Genomic DNA, 15,898 nt, shown 5'->3' with positions numbered 1-15,898 from the left:
ATTCCTCTTCCCATGTTATTGTCGTTGCGCGCTTTTTGGTGTGCCTGATTTCAGGTCACGGGATGCCTTGGCAAGATACCTGGAACCCCCACGGAAAAGCTGAACAGGTCTCCGGCGGCAGGTTGCGCAGGGAGTTCATCATCGGACAACCCCTTACGCGCGGTCGTTGCGTATACTGTGGTCAGGTCGGGGCCGCCGAACGCAATCTTGGTGACGTTCGCGACCGGAAATTCGACCCGGCCCAGGAACGTGCCGTCCGGCGCGAAGCGGGCCACGCCCCAGCCGCCGAACAGGCCAACCCAGACGGTGCCAGCGCTATCGACTACCGGGCCGTCCGGGTAGCCCATGCCTTCTGGAATGCGTGCGAACAGACGGGGCGTCTCCGGGTATCCATCGGCCCCCACCGGCGCGGACAGGATCACGCGTTCCAGCGTATCGACGAGGTAGACCGTCCCGCCGTCGGGCGAGAAGGCCGGGCCATTGGTGATGACCATCGGCTCGGGCGAAAGCGCGGTCAACGAGCCTTGGTGCAGGCGATAATAACCACCGCTTGGCGCTTCCTCGGCGTTGTCCATGGTGCCAAGCCAGACCGAGCCGTCCGGATGGACGGCGGCGTCGTTCAGGCGATTGCCGGGCATGTCCTGCTCGACCGCATGGAGCAATGCGAATGCGCCGTCCGCGAAGCGATGCACGCCCGCCTTCGCGCCAACCAGCAAACCGCCGTCTGCCAGCGGGAACACCCAGCCTGGCTCCTCGGGAGCGTCGATGCTCTCACACATCCCGGTCGCCGGATCGAAGCGATGGAGCGTGTGGCCCTTGATGTCGACCAGCCACAAGCACGCCTGGCCGGCGTCCCAGATCGGGCCTTCGCCCAGCGCCGCGCCCAGCCTGCAGGCAACCTGCGGGGTCATCTCAGCGCCAGCCAGCATCGACGAAATACTCGTGTCCGGTGCACATACGTGCATCGTCGGAGGCAAGAAACAGCGCCAGTGCGGCCACGTCGTCGGGCTGGATGCGCGCCTTGAGGCACTGCGCGTCTAGGATTTCCTGCTCGCCCTCGGGGGTGTACCACTTTTCCTGCCGGGGTGTCTGGACGTTGCCGGGGACGATCGCGCAAACGCGGATGTTCCGCTCACCCAGTTCGCGGGCCATGGCGCGGGTCATGCCTTCGATCCCGGCCTTGGCGGTCTGGTAAAGCGTGAGCTGGTCGAGCGCGAGGTGCCAACTGATCGATCCGAAGTTCAGGATCACGCCGCCGCCGGCGCTCTGCATGAAGGGAACGGCCGCCTGCGCTGCGAAAAACAGATGGCGCAGGTTCACCGCCATACGCTCGTCCCAGTACTCCGGAGTCACGTCTTCGATCGCGTGGCGGTCGTCGTTGGCGGCGTTATTGACGAGAATATCGAGGCCGCCCATCGCCTCGTGAGCCGCCGCAATCTGCGTCTTGACGAAATCCAGGTCCTTGAGGTCGCCCGCCACGAAGCGGGGCGTGAAGTCCACAGCTCCGTCCAGGCTGGCTACCAGTGCCTCGGAAGGGGCGGCGGCTATATCGACGAAGAACACATTCGCACCCTGCCGCGCGAAGGCTTCCACGAGCGCGGCGCCGATCCCCGAGCCGCCGCCCGAGACGAACACCCCCTTGCCGGCAAGCGAGGGATAGCGCGCGGTCTGAACGGTGGGAGAAGGGGTCGTGGTGGTCAACATGGCGGTCCTTCGCAAGTCAGATATTCAAGCAACTGCATCGGCCTTGACGGTTCCGGTCAGTCCACGCGCGGCAAGGTTGCGGTAAAGCGCGGCGATGCCGGTTTGCCATGCGGGCGCCTCGCGCGAGGTGGTGACCGTGTTGACGAGCGTACCAAGGCGCTTGCTGGAGATCGTCACCACGTCCCCCACTTTGTGCGTGAAGCCGCGTCCGGGAGCATCGCGGTCCTGCGTCGGCGCAAACAACGTGCCCAGGAACAGCACGCACCCGTCCGGGTACTGGTGCTCCGAGAAGCACTGGCGCAGCAGGTCGAGCGGCGGGCGGCTGATTTCCGACATGCGGCTCTCGCCTTCGAGCAGAAACCCTTCCGGCCCTTCGATGCGCAGCAGAACCTGTGCGTTCTCGACATCAGCGATGGTGTAGCCCTCGTCGAACAGACGCACGAACGGACCCACCGAGCAGCTGGCGTTATTGTCCTTGGCTTTGCCCAGCAGCAACGCCGAGCGGCCTTCGAAATCACGCAGGTTAACGTCGTTGCCAAGCGTCGCGCCGACAGCCTTGCCGCGCGCGTCGGAAAGCACGACGATCTCGGGTTCCGGGTTGTTCCAGTGCGAATCCGAACGCACGCCGATGGCTGCGCCGGCTCCTACCGTGGCAAGCACGGGCGCTTTGGTGAATATCTCAGCGTCAGGCCCGATCGCGACTTCGAGGTACTGCGACCACATGCCATCTTCGATCAGCGCGTCCTTGAGCGCCGCAGCCTCGGGACTGCCGGGCACGACCGAGCGGATCGAGCCGCCAATGCGCTCCTCCAGTCCGCCGCGCACTGCCTGCGCCTTGTCGGCATCGCCGCGTGCGCGCTCTTCGATCACACGTTCCAGCGCCGAGACGGCGAACGTGACGCCCGCTGCCTTCACGCACTGCAGGTCGATAGGGCTGAGCAGTTCGGCGCGCGCCAGCACGTCTTCGGCGGTGCCGAGGGCCTGGCCCGCCGCAGGGTCGAAGGCGCCGCTGTCGACAAGGTCCGCCACGGTCGGCGCAACGCGGCTCATGTCGTACACGATGCCGGCGCTCAACAGTACCGGGGTAGCCCCATCCCCGAGATCGAGGCGGCCAAGAAACAGGCCGTCCATCCAGTCGGCCGGAAGCAGGGAAAGGAGATCAGTCATGTCAGGCATCCATTGTTTTTATGATCGAACAGGTGCGATTTCCGCCCCGGTTGTTGATCTCAGTCCCATCTACATTGACAGGTATATGGGAGCGCTATCACAGCATCGTTCAATGTCAATCCACGCCGCGACGGCTTACCCGCCGCTTCCGTTCGTCAATGGTTGTGGCGCGGCGTTTTCTCGGCAATGCGGCGGTACTTCACGGCCATTTCCATGACCGCGCCGTCCGCCATCTGGCCGGTTTTCTCGCGGAACAGTTCTTCCCACGGGGTATGGCTTTGGGGCACCGGAGGGGCTCTTTCGGTCTTGCGGCGCGCGATCTCGGCCTCGTCCACCAATGCGTCGCAGCTGCCGCTGTTGATGTCGATGCGAATCGTGTCGCCGGTGCGCAGCCACGACAACCCGCCGCCCGCAGCGCTTTCGGGCGAGCAATTGAGGATCGAGGGGCTGTCCGACGTGCCCGATTGCCGCCCATCGCCCAGCGTCGGCAGCCACTGGATGCCTTGTCGTATCAGGGCATCGGGCGGCTGCATGTTGACCACTTCGGCCGAGCCTGGCCAACCCTGCGGCCCTGCGCCGCGCATGACGAGGATGCAGTTCGCGTCGATCTCCAGCGCGGGGTCGTTAATGCGGTGGTGATAGTCCTCGCCGCCCTCGAACACGATCGCGCGCGCCTCGAACCGCCCTTCCTCACCAGGGCGCGAGAGGTAGCGGGCGTGGAAGTCGGCGCTGATGACCGAGGTCTTCATGATGCCGAAATCGAACAGGTTGCCCGCCAGGACCAGGAAGCCCGCCTTTTCGCGCAAGGGCTCCGCGAAGCGGCGGATAACCTCCCGGTCGCGGGCCTCGCGGCCCGTCAGGTTGCCCGCGATGGTCTTGCCGGTGACGGTGAGGCAGTCGCCTGCGAGCACCCCTTCGCCCAGCAGCTCCCACATTACCGAGGGCACGCCGCCCGCGCGGTGGAAGCGTTCGCCGAGGAAGCGGCCGGCGGGCTGCATGTCGACGATCAGCGGCAGGTCGTAGCCATGTTCGGTCCAGTCGGAGGCGTGGATTTCGACGCCCGCGTGGCGCGCCATCGCCATGACGTGCGGCTGTGCGTTACTGGACCCACCGATGGCACTGACGACGCGAATGGCGTTGAGGAAGCTGTCGCGCGTGAGGATTTCCGAGGGGCGCAGGTTCTCGTGCGCCATCTCGACAATGCGGCGGCCGGTCTCGTAGGCCATCTGCCCGCGCTCGCGGTAGGGCGCGGGGATCGCCGCGCAGCCGGGAAGGGAGAGGCCAAGCGCCTCGGCCACCGCGTTCATGGTGGAGGCGGTGCCCATCGTGTTGCAGTGCCCGGCAGAAGGCGCGCTGTCGCAGGCGCGTTGGAGGAACTCCTCCTCGTCGATCTCGCCCGCTGCCAGCTTGCGCCGGCTGCGCCAGATGACGGTGCCGGAGCCGACCAGCTCGCCCTCGTGCCAGCCGTCGAGCATGGGCCCGCCGGACAGGACGATTGCAGGGATGTCGACCGTGGAGGCGGCCATGACCTGCGAGGGTGTGGTCTTGTCGCACCCGGTGGTCAGCACAACGGCGTCGATCGGGTATCCGTAAAGGATCTCGACGAGGCCCATGTATGCGAGGTTGCGGTCGAGCGCGGCGGTCGGCCGGCGGCAGTTTTCGAAGATCGGGTGGACCGGGAACTCCATTGCGATCCCGCCGGCGTCCCGGATCCCGTCGCGCACCCGCTTGGCGAGGTCGAGATGGATCCGGTTGCAGGGGCTGAGGTCGCTGCCCGACTGGGCAATGCCGATGATGGGGCGCCCCGACCGCAGTTCGGCCGGGGTGATGCCGTAGTTCATGAAACGCTCGAGATAGAGCGCCACCATGTCCGACCGTTCGGGATCGGCGAACCAGTCCTGCGAACGGAAGCGGCGCTGCGCTGTCGGCTCGTCCATCATCGTCTCTCCAGTGTGCCCGTCAGGCGAGCTTGAGCACGCCGTCAATGCGGCGCGGGGCTTTCCAGGGATTGGCGTCGTCCAGGCCCTCGGGCAGCAGCGCCGTGGGCATGTTCTGGTAGCAGACCGGGCGCAGGAAACGCTCGATCGCCATGGCGCCGACCGAGGTGGTGCGCCCATCCGAGGTGGAGGGGAACGGCCCGCCGTGGACCATCGCGTGGCATACCTCGACACCGGTCGGCCAGCCGTTGACGAGGATGCGGCCGACCTTGCGCTCCAGCGTCGGCAGCAGCCTGGCCACCAGCGGCTCGTCCTCGGCGTCGAGGATCAGCGTGGCGGTCAGCTGGCCTTCCAGCGCGGCGATTACGCAGGTTGCCTCGTCCATGTCAGCGACGGTGATGACGAGCGAGGAGGAGCCGAACACTTCGGCGCCGAGTGCCGGGTCGGCGAGGAAGTCGGCGGCGGCGGTCTTGAACAGCGCGCCCTGCGCCTGATGCGGCCCCTTGGGTTCGAGCCCCCGCGCAAGCGTGGTGACGGCGCCGTGGCCCGCCAGCGCCTCGACGCCCTGCGCGAAGGCAGAGTGGATGCCCGGTGTCAGCATGTCCTGCGCGGCGCTGGCGCCCATCGTCTCGGCGGCAGAGGCGAGGAAGGTGTCCAGCGCCGGGCCGTCAATCGCGATCACGAGGCCGGGGTTGGTGCAGAACTGGCCCGCGCCCAGCGTCAGCGACTGCACGAAAGCGGCGCCGAGTGCCTCGCCGCGGGCCTCGAGAGCGGCGGGGAACAGGACCACCGGATTGATCGAACTCATCTCGGCATAGACCGGGATCGGCTCGGCGCGGGCGGCGGCGGTGCGCATCAGCGCCGTGCCGCCGGGGCGCGAGCCGGTGAAGCCGACCGCCTTGACGCGGTGGTCGGCGACGAGCGCGGTCCCTGCCTCACGCGTGGCGGGGAGGTAGGAGAACGTGCCCTCGGGCAAGTGGCAGAGCGCCACGGCCCGCTGGACGGCGCGCGCGACGAGTTCGCCGGTTCCGGGATGCGCGGAGTGGCCCTTGACGATGACCGGGCAACCGGCGGCAAAGGCCGAAGCGGTATCGCCGCCCGCCACCGAGAAGGCGAGCGGGAAGTTGCTGGCGCCGAACACGACGACCGGGCCTAGCGCGACCTTGCGCACGCGCAGGTCCGGGCGGGGCAGGGGCGTGCGCTGGGGCAGGGCCGGGTCGATCGTCAGTCCGGCCCAGCTGCCTTCGCGCAGGACTTGCGCGAAGAGGCGCAGCTGGCCGGTGGTCCGGCCACGCTCGCCTTCGAGGCGGGCGCGGGGCAGGCCGGTCTCGGCCATGGCGCGCTCGATCAGCTGGTCGCCGATTTCCATGATCTGGTCGGAGATAGTCTCGAGGAAGACCGCGCGGGTTTCCGGGTTGAGTTCGGCGAAGGGGATCGCCGCCTGGTCGGCCAGCGCGCAGGCGCGCTCGACTTCGGGCAGACCAGCGGTTGTGAAGGCCGGTTCCAGCGTCTCGCCTGTCGCCGGGTTGATGGCACGGTAGCCGGATTCGGTATGAAGTTCGCTGCGGCCGATGAGGATGGCGCCGTTGATCATGTTCTCTCCCCTCGAGTATGGGACTCAGCCCACTTGTGCACTGGAGAACAAATCGCGGCAGGAAATCACCAGCGGGTCTTATCGAAGACTCAGCGGTGGTTGCTACCATCATTCTCCAGAATGATAGCGCTATCCTCAGCCTTCGATACTGTCAATCCACTTGTAGGCGGTGCGCGTCTCCTCATCCCCCAGTCCGCTCGGGGCGGGCCAGAAATGGCAAAATCTACTGCGTAGATCTGGCGAAGAGGCGCTTCCTTGGCGCAGAAACGCTCGATCCCGTTGTGAAGGTTGCGCTTGGGATCAGATCATTCGGGCATCCCCGGATGCAGTCACTTTGGAAGCGTTGATTGCATAACCCAAGTGGCTGGCTCCCAAGGTTTTTCGCATGGAGCCTTGGGCGCCAGTTACGGAACCGTGATCAGCGGCAAAACCGCACCCGTTACTTGAGGTAGATGTCGATCTGTCGGATCGTCCCGGAAAAGCGGCTATCGGCTACGGTGTAATCGGTGTTGACCGGTGTGATCGTATCCATCCCCACGTCAAAGCCTTCGGTGTGCGACATCCAACCTCTGATGGTGCGGCCGATCCTCCCGCTGCCCACCGCCTTGCCGTCGATGCTTATGGTGAGAGTGCCGCCCGCCCCCAACTGCGCCTCGTCCGCCTTGAACGCTGCGGTGACTTTGTGCCGGCCGGCGCCAAGCGCGCTGGCGCTCCGGATGGTGAACTGGTCGGTGCCCACCGCATTGTAATGGAACACCGGCTTGCCCTCCTTGAGGTAGAAGGCATAGCCGCCGAACTGGCCGCCCTGTGTTACCAACACGCCCTTGGCATTCGCGCCGACTTCGACGTCCGCATCGATAGTGAACGACTTGCCGATGGTGTGCGGCGCCGCGTCCTCGTTCAGGCGGCTGAGCGGCGCGCGATAGACGAAGTGGCTGCGATTGCCGCCCAGCGTCGGCCGGCCGGCCGCGCCTTCGCTGTAGTCGTGGATCGGCAGGATATGGTTGGCCGCCGCTTCCTTCCAGAACAGGTCCTGCATTTCCTTGAGCTTGGCCGGATTGCTGGCAGATAGGTCGTGCGCGGTGGTGAAATCCTTGTCCAGGTTGAACAGTGTCCACTTGCGATTGTCTGGCCCAACGCTCAACTTCCGGTCTTCGCCCACACCAACTTCCCAAGCCATGCGCTTGGGCAGGGTGCCGGCCATCCAGCCATCGTGATAGATGCCGAAGTTCTCCATCATCTCGTAAACTTGTGTGCGGCGCTGTGAGGGAGCCTTGGGCGCAGCGAAGCTGTAGGCGAGGCTGATGCCGTCGATCGACTGCTGCTTGATCCCGTCCACCGTGTCGGGGGCCCTGATCCCGGTAGCCTCCAGGATGGTCGGCGCGATATCGCTGACGTGGGCATACTGGGTGCGGAAGCTGCCCCTGTCCTTGATCCGCGCGGGCCAGGAGATGACCATGCCGTTGCGCGTGCCGCCCGCCTGCGAGGCGATCTGCTTCCACCACGGATAGGGGCTGTTCATTGCCCAGGCCCAAGGCGCCGGGAAGTGATTGTAGACGTTGGGCCCGCCGATGTCGTCATAATGCGAGGCGAGTTCAGCGAAGCTCTCCTTGTGACCGGTGATCGCCGACTGTTCGAAGGCGAGGCCATCCAGCCCGCCTTCCGCGCTCGATCCGTTGTCGCCCTCGATGAACACCACCATCGTGTTGTCGAGCTGGCCGCTGTCGCGCAGCGACTGGATGACGCGCCCGGTCTGGAAATCGGAATAGGCGACAGTGGCCGCGTAGGCTTCCATCAGCCGCGCGGAAATCTTCTTGTGCTCGGCATCGAGCGAATCCCACGCCGGCAGCGATTCCGGGCGCGGCGACAGGACCGAGTCCTTGGGGATCAGGCCCATCGCCTTTTGGCGCTTGAAGCTTTCCTCGCGCACCTTGTCCCAGCCCTGGTCGAAACGGCCCTTGTACTTGTCGAGCCATTCCCTGGGTGCCTGATGAGGCGTATGCGCGGCGCCCGGAGCATAATACATGAAGAACGGCTTTTCCGGCGCGGCGGCCTGCTGCGCCTGCAGCCAACCGATGGCGTGGTTGGCGATGTCCTTTTCAAAGTGATAGGTCGGATCGTCAGGCTGTTCGACTGCCTTCTCGTTCTCGACCAGGTTGGGATTCCACAAGGAGGTGTCGGCTGACAGGAAACCGTAGAAGTACTCGAAACCAAGACCCGTGGGCCAGCGGTCGAACGGGCCGGCCGGGCTCATCTCCCATTCGGGCGTGAGGTGGCTCTTGCCCAGCATGGCGGTATTGTACCCGCCCGCCTTGAGCATCTGCGCGATCGTCGCGGCGGTCTTGGGGATGGCGGTGGTGTAACCGTCGTAGCCGGTGGGCAGGTTGGTGACGTTGCCCATGTTCACGTTGTGCGGTTCACGCCCCGTCAGCAGCGAAGCGCGGGTGGGCGAACACAGCGCGGTGGTGTTGAACCGGCTGTAGCGCAGACCCTGCCTGGCCAGCGCTTCGAACGTCGGCGTCGCCACCGGACCGCCGAACGCACTGCTGACACCGTAGCCGACATCATCGGTCAGGATGACCAGCACGTTGGGCGCCCCCTTGGGAGCGGCAGGTTCAGAGGGCCAGCGCGGGGCGTGGGTCGTCTCCACGGTCCGGCCCACGGTATCGCTTATCGCCTGTCCCACTGCCGGCGCGGTGCAGGCCAGCGCGGACGTGGTAAGCAAAACAGCCCACAGGCGCGACGATCTGGTCATGATCACATCCTTCTTGGCATTCGCTCCTCCCACGAAAAAGGCGGGTCTCCGGTGATCGCCATGATGGCGGCCGGAGACCCTCGAGGGGAGGATGGGGGGAATTAGTAGCGGAAGGTCACCTGCGCCTGGACGGTACGCGGCAGGCTTGCAAAGCCGGTCTGGTCTGCCACCACGCCGGCATTGGAGCCGGTGCCGGAACCGCTGTTGGGCGTGTCGTTGCCGCCGATCGCATAGAAGCGGTTGGTCAGGTTCTTGCCGATGAGTTGGAGCTGCCAGTGCTCGTCCGCCGTAGTGAACGAAATCGTCCCGTCCAGCGACACGTAGCGCTTCTGCCGGGTATATGGATTGCCGAAAGCGGTGGCGATGTAGCTGCCGCTGTAGCGGGCATCGAGGCCCATCGCGAACTTGGCCCCGCTTTCGAGGTGCGCTTCGTACGTGGCGCCAAGGTTGCCGGTCCAGTCAGGGGCGTTGGCGGTCGGCTGGCCGCTCAGGTTCTGTCGGTTGGCGGCGGTATCGGTCGCGGCATTAAACGGCCGCGAACTGTCGGTCGCTGCCACGTAGACGAGGTTGCATCCTTCCCCGCGCGTCTGGCCTGCCCAACACGGCGCGCCCGGCGCATCGCCATAACGCGCGCGGTTGTAATTCACGCTGCCATGCAGATCGAACCCGTCGAGCGCGCGGGGGGCGACCTGGAATTCGAACTCGATCCCCTTGGTCCGGGCAGACCCCGCATTGATGGTGGTGAAAGCGAAGATGTCGGACCGGAAGAAGTCGAGCTGCAGGTTGTCGTATTTGTAGTTGTACGCGGTCAGGTTGAGGCGAAGCTGGCGGTCGAGCCAGGTGGTCTTGATGCCCGCTTCGAAACCCTTGGCCTTTTCGGGGTCGAATTCGAAATCGGCCAGACCCGCGCTGGGGCTGTAGATACCCGAGTTGGAGAAGCCGCCGGACTTGTAGGCGGTCTTGTAGGCACCATAGATCGTGATGTCGCTGGTGGGCTTGTAGGTGATGGTGGCTTCGGGCGACCAGTCCTCGAAGTCCTGGTTCGAGCGCAAGGTCACGCCGGGCAGGAAGATGCCCTGCGCCACTCGGATCGGGTGCGAATAGGGTTGGAGGAAGTAGCTGTCCTTGCTTTCAGAGGTATAACGCACGCCGCCGGCTATCTCGACCTTGTCGATCGGGCGCACGATGAATTGGCCGAACATCGCAAAGGTCTGGCCCTTGGTCTGCGAATCCTTGGAATTGGCCAGATAACGCCGGAAGCCCAGCGTCGCCGCGCTGTTCTCAAGCCCGCCCGATGCCGTCCATGCGTTATAGTCGCGCATCGTCGACTGGTAGTAACCGCCGACCATCGCATCCCAGAACCCGCCCAGGCTGGTCTGTGCGCGCACTTCCTGCGAGAAGGCGTGCCAGGTCGAATTCTCGGTCGCGAAGACGCCCGGTGCCCCTGCGCGCGAAACGCTGTCGCCATCGAACTGGAAGGTGTTGCGGTTCCAGTTGTAGTTGGTCACCGACGAGATCGTCAGGTCGTCCATCGCCCACGTCAGGCCAAGGTTGACAGCCCAGGACTTGTATTGATCGCCCTGCTGCCCATTCCGATTGGAATAGGGCAGGCTGGCGGCGATATCGGTAGGCGTGCGGTTCGCCGACGAGGCGAAGCGGCGGCTGCAGGCGATCGCCGGGTTGCTGGCAAGCGCGCCGGTCGGGCAATAGTAGACCACCGATCCGGCGGCGGGGTTATTGTTCTCGTTGATGCCGTAGTTGGCCTTGAGCACGGCGGTAAGCGTATCGGTCGGCTCCCACTTGAGGGTGCCGCGGATGTACGCTTCCTTGGCGCGGCCGTCGCCGGCAGGGCCCGAGGTGTGGACCGTGGTCGTGCCTGGAACTGCCGTCGAAGTACGGTCGATCGTTGGATAGGGCTGGGCCGTGCCGAGCTGCCTGTAGTAACCGTCGAACTGCTTGGAGGCGCGTGCCGCCACGCGAATGCCCAGGGTATCGCTCAGCGGGCTGGAGACGATCGCCTCGCCATAGACCTGCTTGGCGGTGAATTCGTATCCGGTGCGGGCGACGATCTCCAGCTTGTCGCCTGGATCGGCGGTGGTGATCGAAACGACGCCGGCGGTGGCGTTCTTGCCGAAGAACAGCGCCTGCGGGCCCTTGAGGATTTCCAGGCGGCCAAGATCGAAGAAGCCTTCGTTGATCGTGCGGCCTTGCCCGTAATAAGCACCGTCGACGATCACTGCGACCGACTGCTCCAGCCCGATCGAGGTCGTGTTCGAACCAATGCCGCGCAGAACCAGCGTCGCCCCCGAACCCGATGGCGTCCGCCCGATCGAGAATGACGGCGTCTGCGCCGCGACGCGTTCCAGGTTGCTCAGGTCGTACTGCTGCATGCGCTCGGCACTGATCGCGACGACCGAAACCGGCACGTCCTGCGTCGTTTCCTGGCGCTTGCGGGCGGTGACGATGATGTCGCCGATGCCGCCGGTTTCAGCTTCTTGCGCTTGAGTTGCCTGAGCCTGCCCCACCGCAGAATGGCTCAGGCCAATCCCCGCCGTGGCTGCCAAAAGTATGCAACGATACATGGTGCGGCGGCGAATGGGCGCTGCCCGGCTCTGTCGAGGCATGTCATCATCTCCCAGCTATTTTTCTAGGCCGTCCTGCGTGCGGCCAGTAATTAAAACATATGCGTTAATTCGAATAACGCACCTGTTTTAATTGACAGGGTGGTCAATGACTGGTTGGTGAGTGACGCAGGTGCCCGGGACGATATGAAACGCCTGTGCGAAAGGAGAGGCCGGTGCCGCGCGAACTGGAATTCTCGCGAATTTTGTGTACGGAACGCAACGTGACCGAGGCTCCCCTACACTTCGCCGACGAGACTAAGCTTCGCATCATTGCGGCGGCCGAATCGCTTTATGCCCAGCGCTCGATCGAAAGCGTCTCCTTCCGGGAGATCGCGCAGGCGGCGGGTAACCGGAATACCAACGCGGTGCAGTATCACTTCGGCAATCGTGAGGCGCTGGTGCAGGCAATATTTGCGTGGCGCGTCTGGCAGATGGAAGGCCCGCGCGGCGCGGCGATTGCGAAGCTGGAAGAGAACGGGGGGCCGTTCGATCTTCACACCCTCATGCGGATTCTGTGCGAGCCAATCTTGGATCTTACCGATGACGACGGCCGTCACACCTACGCGGCGTTCATGAGTAAGTACCTGCTCCAACAACGGCCCGTCGGCGTGCCGCATGCTGGCGACACACGCCCCGACCTCAATGCTAACCTCAGATGGCTTCTGGACCGTATCAACCGAATGGTGGCGGCAGAGGATCTTTATCTGGGAGATTATCGTATCGCGCTGTCCTATCTTGTTGTTATCAACATGATGGTGCTTTCAGACAACGAGAGTTTGCAGAAACGCGAGCCTGAGCAACTGCGCAATCGCTTCGACGTCGCGCTTGCCATGGCCGTAGCTGGCCTCGAAAGCAGCTGCGGCTGACGGCTGAATATCGCCAAACCAGCTACTTATCGCTGCTCATCCCTGCCGGTAGCTCGATTTGCATCAGGGAACTTATTCATGACAGTCGCTGCCACCATCTTTTCGCAGGCTTACTTTCACGGCACCCGGGCGGATCTGGCGCCCGGAGATCTGATACGCGTTGGCTATGGATCGAATTTCACCGAGGCCGCGCCCTTGTCATGGGTCTATTTCACGAGCACGCTGGATGCAGCGATATGGGGCGCCGAACTGGCGAGAGGCGAGGGTGGGCCAAGAATTTACGTCGTCGAGCCAACCGGTGCGATCGTCGATGACCCGAACCTGACCGACAAGAAGTTCCCCGGCAATCCGACGATGTCCTATCGCTCGCGTGAGCCGTTGCGGATAATTGCCGAGATTACGCGCTGGGAAGGCCACCCGGCGGAGCAGTTGCAGCAGCGGAAGGAGGGCCTTGCGCGGCTCAAAGCGGAAGGAAAAGACATCATCATCGATTGACCGGGTCACAAGGGGATTGAACCTCGTGGCGAGCGGCATCGCCTGTATAGAGGCCGCCCACCCGTGCCATCAGATTGTCGGCCGCGCGTGGCAGGTTCGATGAGGCGTTAGCCGATTCGAGGTGCCTGCGTCTGGCGCCGCGTTTGCTTGAACTTTGGCGGCAATTTCCATAGGCAGCCAACGTTGCGGCAAGCCCCTTTGGCCCTGACGCATCATTTACTGAGGAAGTCTGGTTGCGCCGCCACATTGCAAGCTCTCTGAGTGTGGTGTGGGGACTTGTCGCTTGTGTGAGCGGTGCGCATGCGGCGCAGGTCGACGTGCCTGCGCTGCCCCTGTCCAGCGCGATCAGCATGCTGGGCCGGCAGACGGGCATTGAAATCCTGCTCAATGCCCCCGGTCGTGAGCGCCTACAGACCAGGCCTGTGCAGGGCAGCATGTCTCCGAATGACGCGCTGGAGCGGATGATCCGGGGCCTGGGCCTATCTATCCGCCGTGTGTCTGCCCGCATTTATGTGGTCGTCAAAGCTCCCGACGCACGGCCCGGCAAGTCTCGGGTCAGGCGATTGCCTGTTGCAGAGCCGCAAGACATCCTGGTCTCGGCGCGGCGCCGTCCCGAACGAGACGAGGACGTGCCGCTGCTCGTCACGCATGTCGATGCCGGTGTTCTCAACAATGCTGGTGTGCGGACCATCGCCGACATCGCCCGCCTGACGCCCGGCTTTATCGCGACTGGGCAGACGAGCAGCGCCACTCCGCTGCTGGTCCTGCGCGGCCAGCGGCGATCCATCAGTGACGAAAACCGATTGCCGCTGGTGGTCTATCAAGACGAAGTTCCGCTGCCCAACCAGGCTGCATTGTCGCCGCTCTTCGACGTGGCCGCAGTCGAACTCCTGCGTGGCCCGCAAGGCACCCTGTTCGGAAGAAACGCGACCAGTGGGGCCGTGCTGCTGCGCTCCGTACAGCCGGGGCAAGGCACCCCGTCCTACCTGGAAGCCGAGACGGGCAATTACGGTCTCACCCGGATGGAAGGCGCCATCGAACTGCCTGCAAGCGAGCAGTTCGCGCTCCGGGTGTCCGGTCAGCGCATGCGCCGCAGCGGGTATACCCGGCTTCTGGCCGGCGGCCGAGCAGACGACGCGCATAGCGATGCGGTGCGCGCGGTCCTGCGGTTCGATCCGGAAGGACCGCTGCGATCGACCACCAGCTTTGACATACTGCGAGCCGACGAGATCGGGGCCGCTCTTGTCCTGGCAGGTGTCTATCCTGCGGGCAGCGTCCGAAATGCGCCGAATGCGCCCTACTACGATTGCGGCGCCGGCGCCTGCGACGTCGATAGCTATCAGGACACGCAGCAGGCCATGGGACGGCGCATTTCGCAGTCCAGCCCGGCCTTATCGTTCGAGAGGCGGTTCTGGGGCTTTGGCAATGTCACCGAATATGGCGATGACAGCCTTCTCGTCAGAAATATCGTCGGACTGCGCTCGACGAAAGTGCATTATGAACTCGATGGCGACGGCACGCCGTTGCAGATCTACGATGCCGTCACGACCTCTCACCTGCGGCAGCTGACGGAAGAACTGCAGGTGCAGGGCCGCACTGGAAGCCTGCGCTACATCGCCGGGCTGTTCTATCTCGACAGCGCGCCGAGCGGGCCGGTCATCCAGACGGTGTCGCGCCTGGTTCGCCCGGACAATCCTGCCTCGCACATCGCCAGCTACCAGACTTTTCGCAGCGGTGCGGTATTCGGCCAGATCACCGCGACCCTGGGTGAGGGCTACCTCGCCGATCTTGGTTTACGCTACACGAGCGAGAAGATTGCCGGGTGCTCGCTGCGGTCGATCGAGGCAATGCCGCTGACCACACGGCAATGCCTGGAGGATGGCGGGACCCAGGCGCGGTCGCGATCCGGCCGCCTTACCTGGACCCTGTCGCTGATGCGCAGGCGCGGCGACAGCAGCATCTACCTCACCACGCGCAGGGCGTTTCGGTCCGGCGGATACAACACGCCGGCGCTGGGCGGTACGCTGCGTGCCTACCAGACCTTTCGGCCGGAAACGCTCACCGATCTGGAACTTGGAGCCAAGGGGCGCTGGAATATCGGCGGATTTTCCGGGTCTTATGCCGCCGCTGCCTATGTCGGCCTTTATGACGACGTGCAGCGGGCGCTGTTCCCCGATGTCGATTACGATGAGGACGGCGATCCTGCGACGGACCCGATCACGCTTTACGTCAACAGCGCCCGCGCGCGCGTGGCAGGGCTGGACAGCGATGTATCGCTCAAACTGGGCACGCGAACCCACGCCTCGCTGAGCGCGTCATGGATCGATGCGCGCTATACCCGGCTCGTCGCCCCTGCGACTTTGACCAGCCTTTTGGGGAGCGACCCGCTGCACAATCGCTTTTCCTATACGCCGACTTTCAGCGGCACTGTGGCGCTGTCTCATGAGATCAGCCTGCCCGAACGCTTCGGCACGCTCGAATTACGGGCGGACTATGCCCATGTCAGCAGCGTGCGCTTCACCGAACGGGTCACCGAAAACTTCGCCAAACAGACCGCCTACGGCCTGCTTGGCGGCTCCCTCACGTGGATGCGCCCCGCAGGCCTGCCGCTGGAACTGCAGTTGTGGGGGCGTAACCTGACCAATCGCTTCTACGCGAGCGGCGGCGGCACTCTCAATCCGGCCTATACGGCCGCGACCATCATTCCAGGGGTGCCGCGCACGATCGGGTTTCGTATGCGCTATACCTTCGAGTAG

The 15,898-nt window shown here is 64.5% G+C and carries 10 protein-coding genes; 3 read left to right on the top strand and 7 right to left on the bottom strand.

Annotated features, from left to right (window positions below):
• Positions 1-50: 50 nt before the first annotated feature.
• The 7 genes from TQ38_RS20685 to TQ38_RS20655 form a co-directional block, all read right to left on the bottom strand.
• Positions 51-929, bottom strand: a complete 879-nt coding sequence (locus TQ38_RS20685; RefSeq protein WP_043977359.1) for an SMP-30/gluconolactonase/LRE family protein — start codon at positions 927-929, stop codon at positions 51-53.
• Entirely contained in the window at positions 913-1,704 is a 792-nt protein-coding gene (locus tag TQ38_RS20680; protein WP_043977357.1) for an SDR family NAD(P)-dependent oxidoreductase, read from the bottom strand. The genes TQ38_RS20685 and TQ38_RS20680 overlap by 17 nt, the downstream gene beginning before the upstream one ends.
• Positions 1,705-1,728: 24 nt before the next feature.
• Positions 1,729-2,871, bottom strand: a complete 1,143-nt coding sequence (locus tag TQ38_RS20675; RefSeq protein ID WP_370059825.1) for a fumarylacetoacetate hydrolase family protein — start codon at positions 2,869-2,871, stop codon at positions 1,729-1,731.
• A gap of 155 nt (positions 2,872-3,026) precedes the next feature.
• Positions 3,027-4,811: an IlvD/Edd family dehydratase gene (locus TQ38_RS20670; protein WP_205316178.1), complete on the bottom strand. Its 1,785-nt coding sequence runs from the start codon at positions 4,809-4,811 to the stop codon at positions 3,027-3,029.
• Between the two features lie 19 nt (positions 4,812-4,830).
• Complete coding sequence (locus TQ38_RS20665) at positions 4,831-6,402, bottom strand: aldehyde dehydrogenase (NADP(+)) (protein ID WP_043977354.1); 1,572 nt, start codon at positions 6,400-6,402, stop codon at positions 4,831-4,833.
• A 439-nt stretch (positions 6,403-6,841) separates the two neighbouring features.
• The gene (locus TQ38_RS20660) at positions 6,842-9,157 is read right to left on the bottom strand and encodes an arylsulfatase (RefSeq protein ID WP_052505848.1); all 2,316 of its coding nucleotides are present in this window, start codon (positions 9,155-9,157) and stop codon (positions 6,842-6,844) included.
• Between the two features lie 101 nt (positions 9,158-9,258).
• The gene (locus TQ38_RS20655; RefSeq protein ID WP_043977353.1) at positions 9,259-11,781 is read right to left on the bottom strand and encodes a TonB-dependent receptor; all 2,523 of its coding nucleotides are present in this window, start codon (positions 11,779-11,781) and stop codon (positions 9,259-9,261) included.
• A gap of 173 nt (positions 11,782-11,954) precedes the next feature.
• Between TQ38_RS20655 and TQ38_RS20650 the strand changes: the two genes are divergently transcribed.
• The 3 genes from TQ38_RS20650 to TQ38_RS20640 all read left to right on the top strand — a co-directional run bounded on the left by TQ38_RS20650 (position 11,955) and on the right by TQ38_RS20640 (position 15,898).
• Complete coding sequence (locus tag TQ38_RS20650) at positions 11,955-12,647, top strand: TetR/AcrR family transcriptional regulator (protein WP_052505844.1); 693 nt, start codon at positions 11,955-11,957, stop codon at positions 12,645-12,647.
• Between the two features lie 78 nt (positions 12,648-12,725).
• A complete protein-coding gene (gene arr / locus TQ38_RS20645; protein ID WP_043977352.1) occupies positions 12,726-13,142 on the top strand; it encodes an NAD(+)--rifampin ADP-ribosyltransferase in 417 nt (138 codons plus the stop codon).
• Between the two features lie 287 nt (positions 13,143-13,429).
• On the top strand, positions 13,430-15,898 hold the full coding sequence (locus tag TQ38_RS20640; RefSeq protein ID WP_043977351.1) for a TonB-dependent receptor domain-containing protein: 2,469 nt from the start codon (positions 13,430-13,432) through the stop codon (positions 15,896-15,898).

It is taken from the genome of Novosphingobium sp. P6W (assembly GCF_000876675.2).
Lineage (GTDB): Bacteria > Pseudomonadota > Alphaproteobacteria > Sphingomonadales > Sphingomonadaceae > Novosphingobium.
The sequence above is the reverse complement of the archived record's forward strand: the minus strand, read 5'-3'. Positions and strand labels throughout refer to the sequence as shown.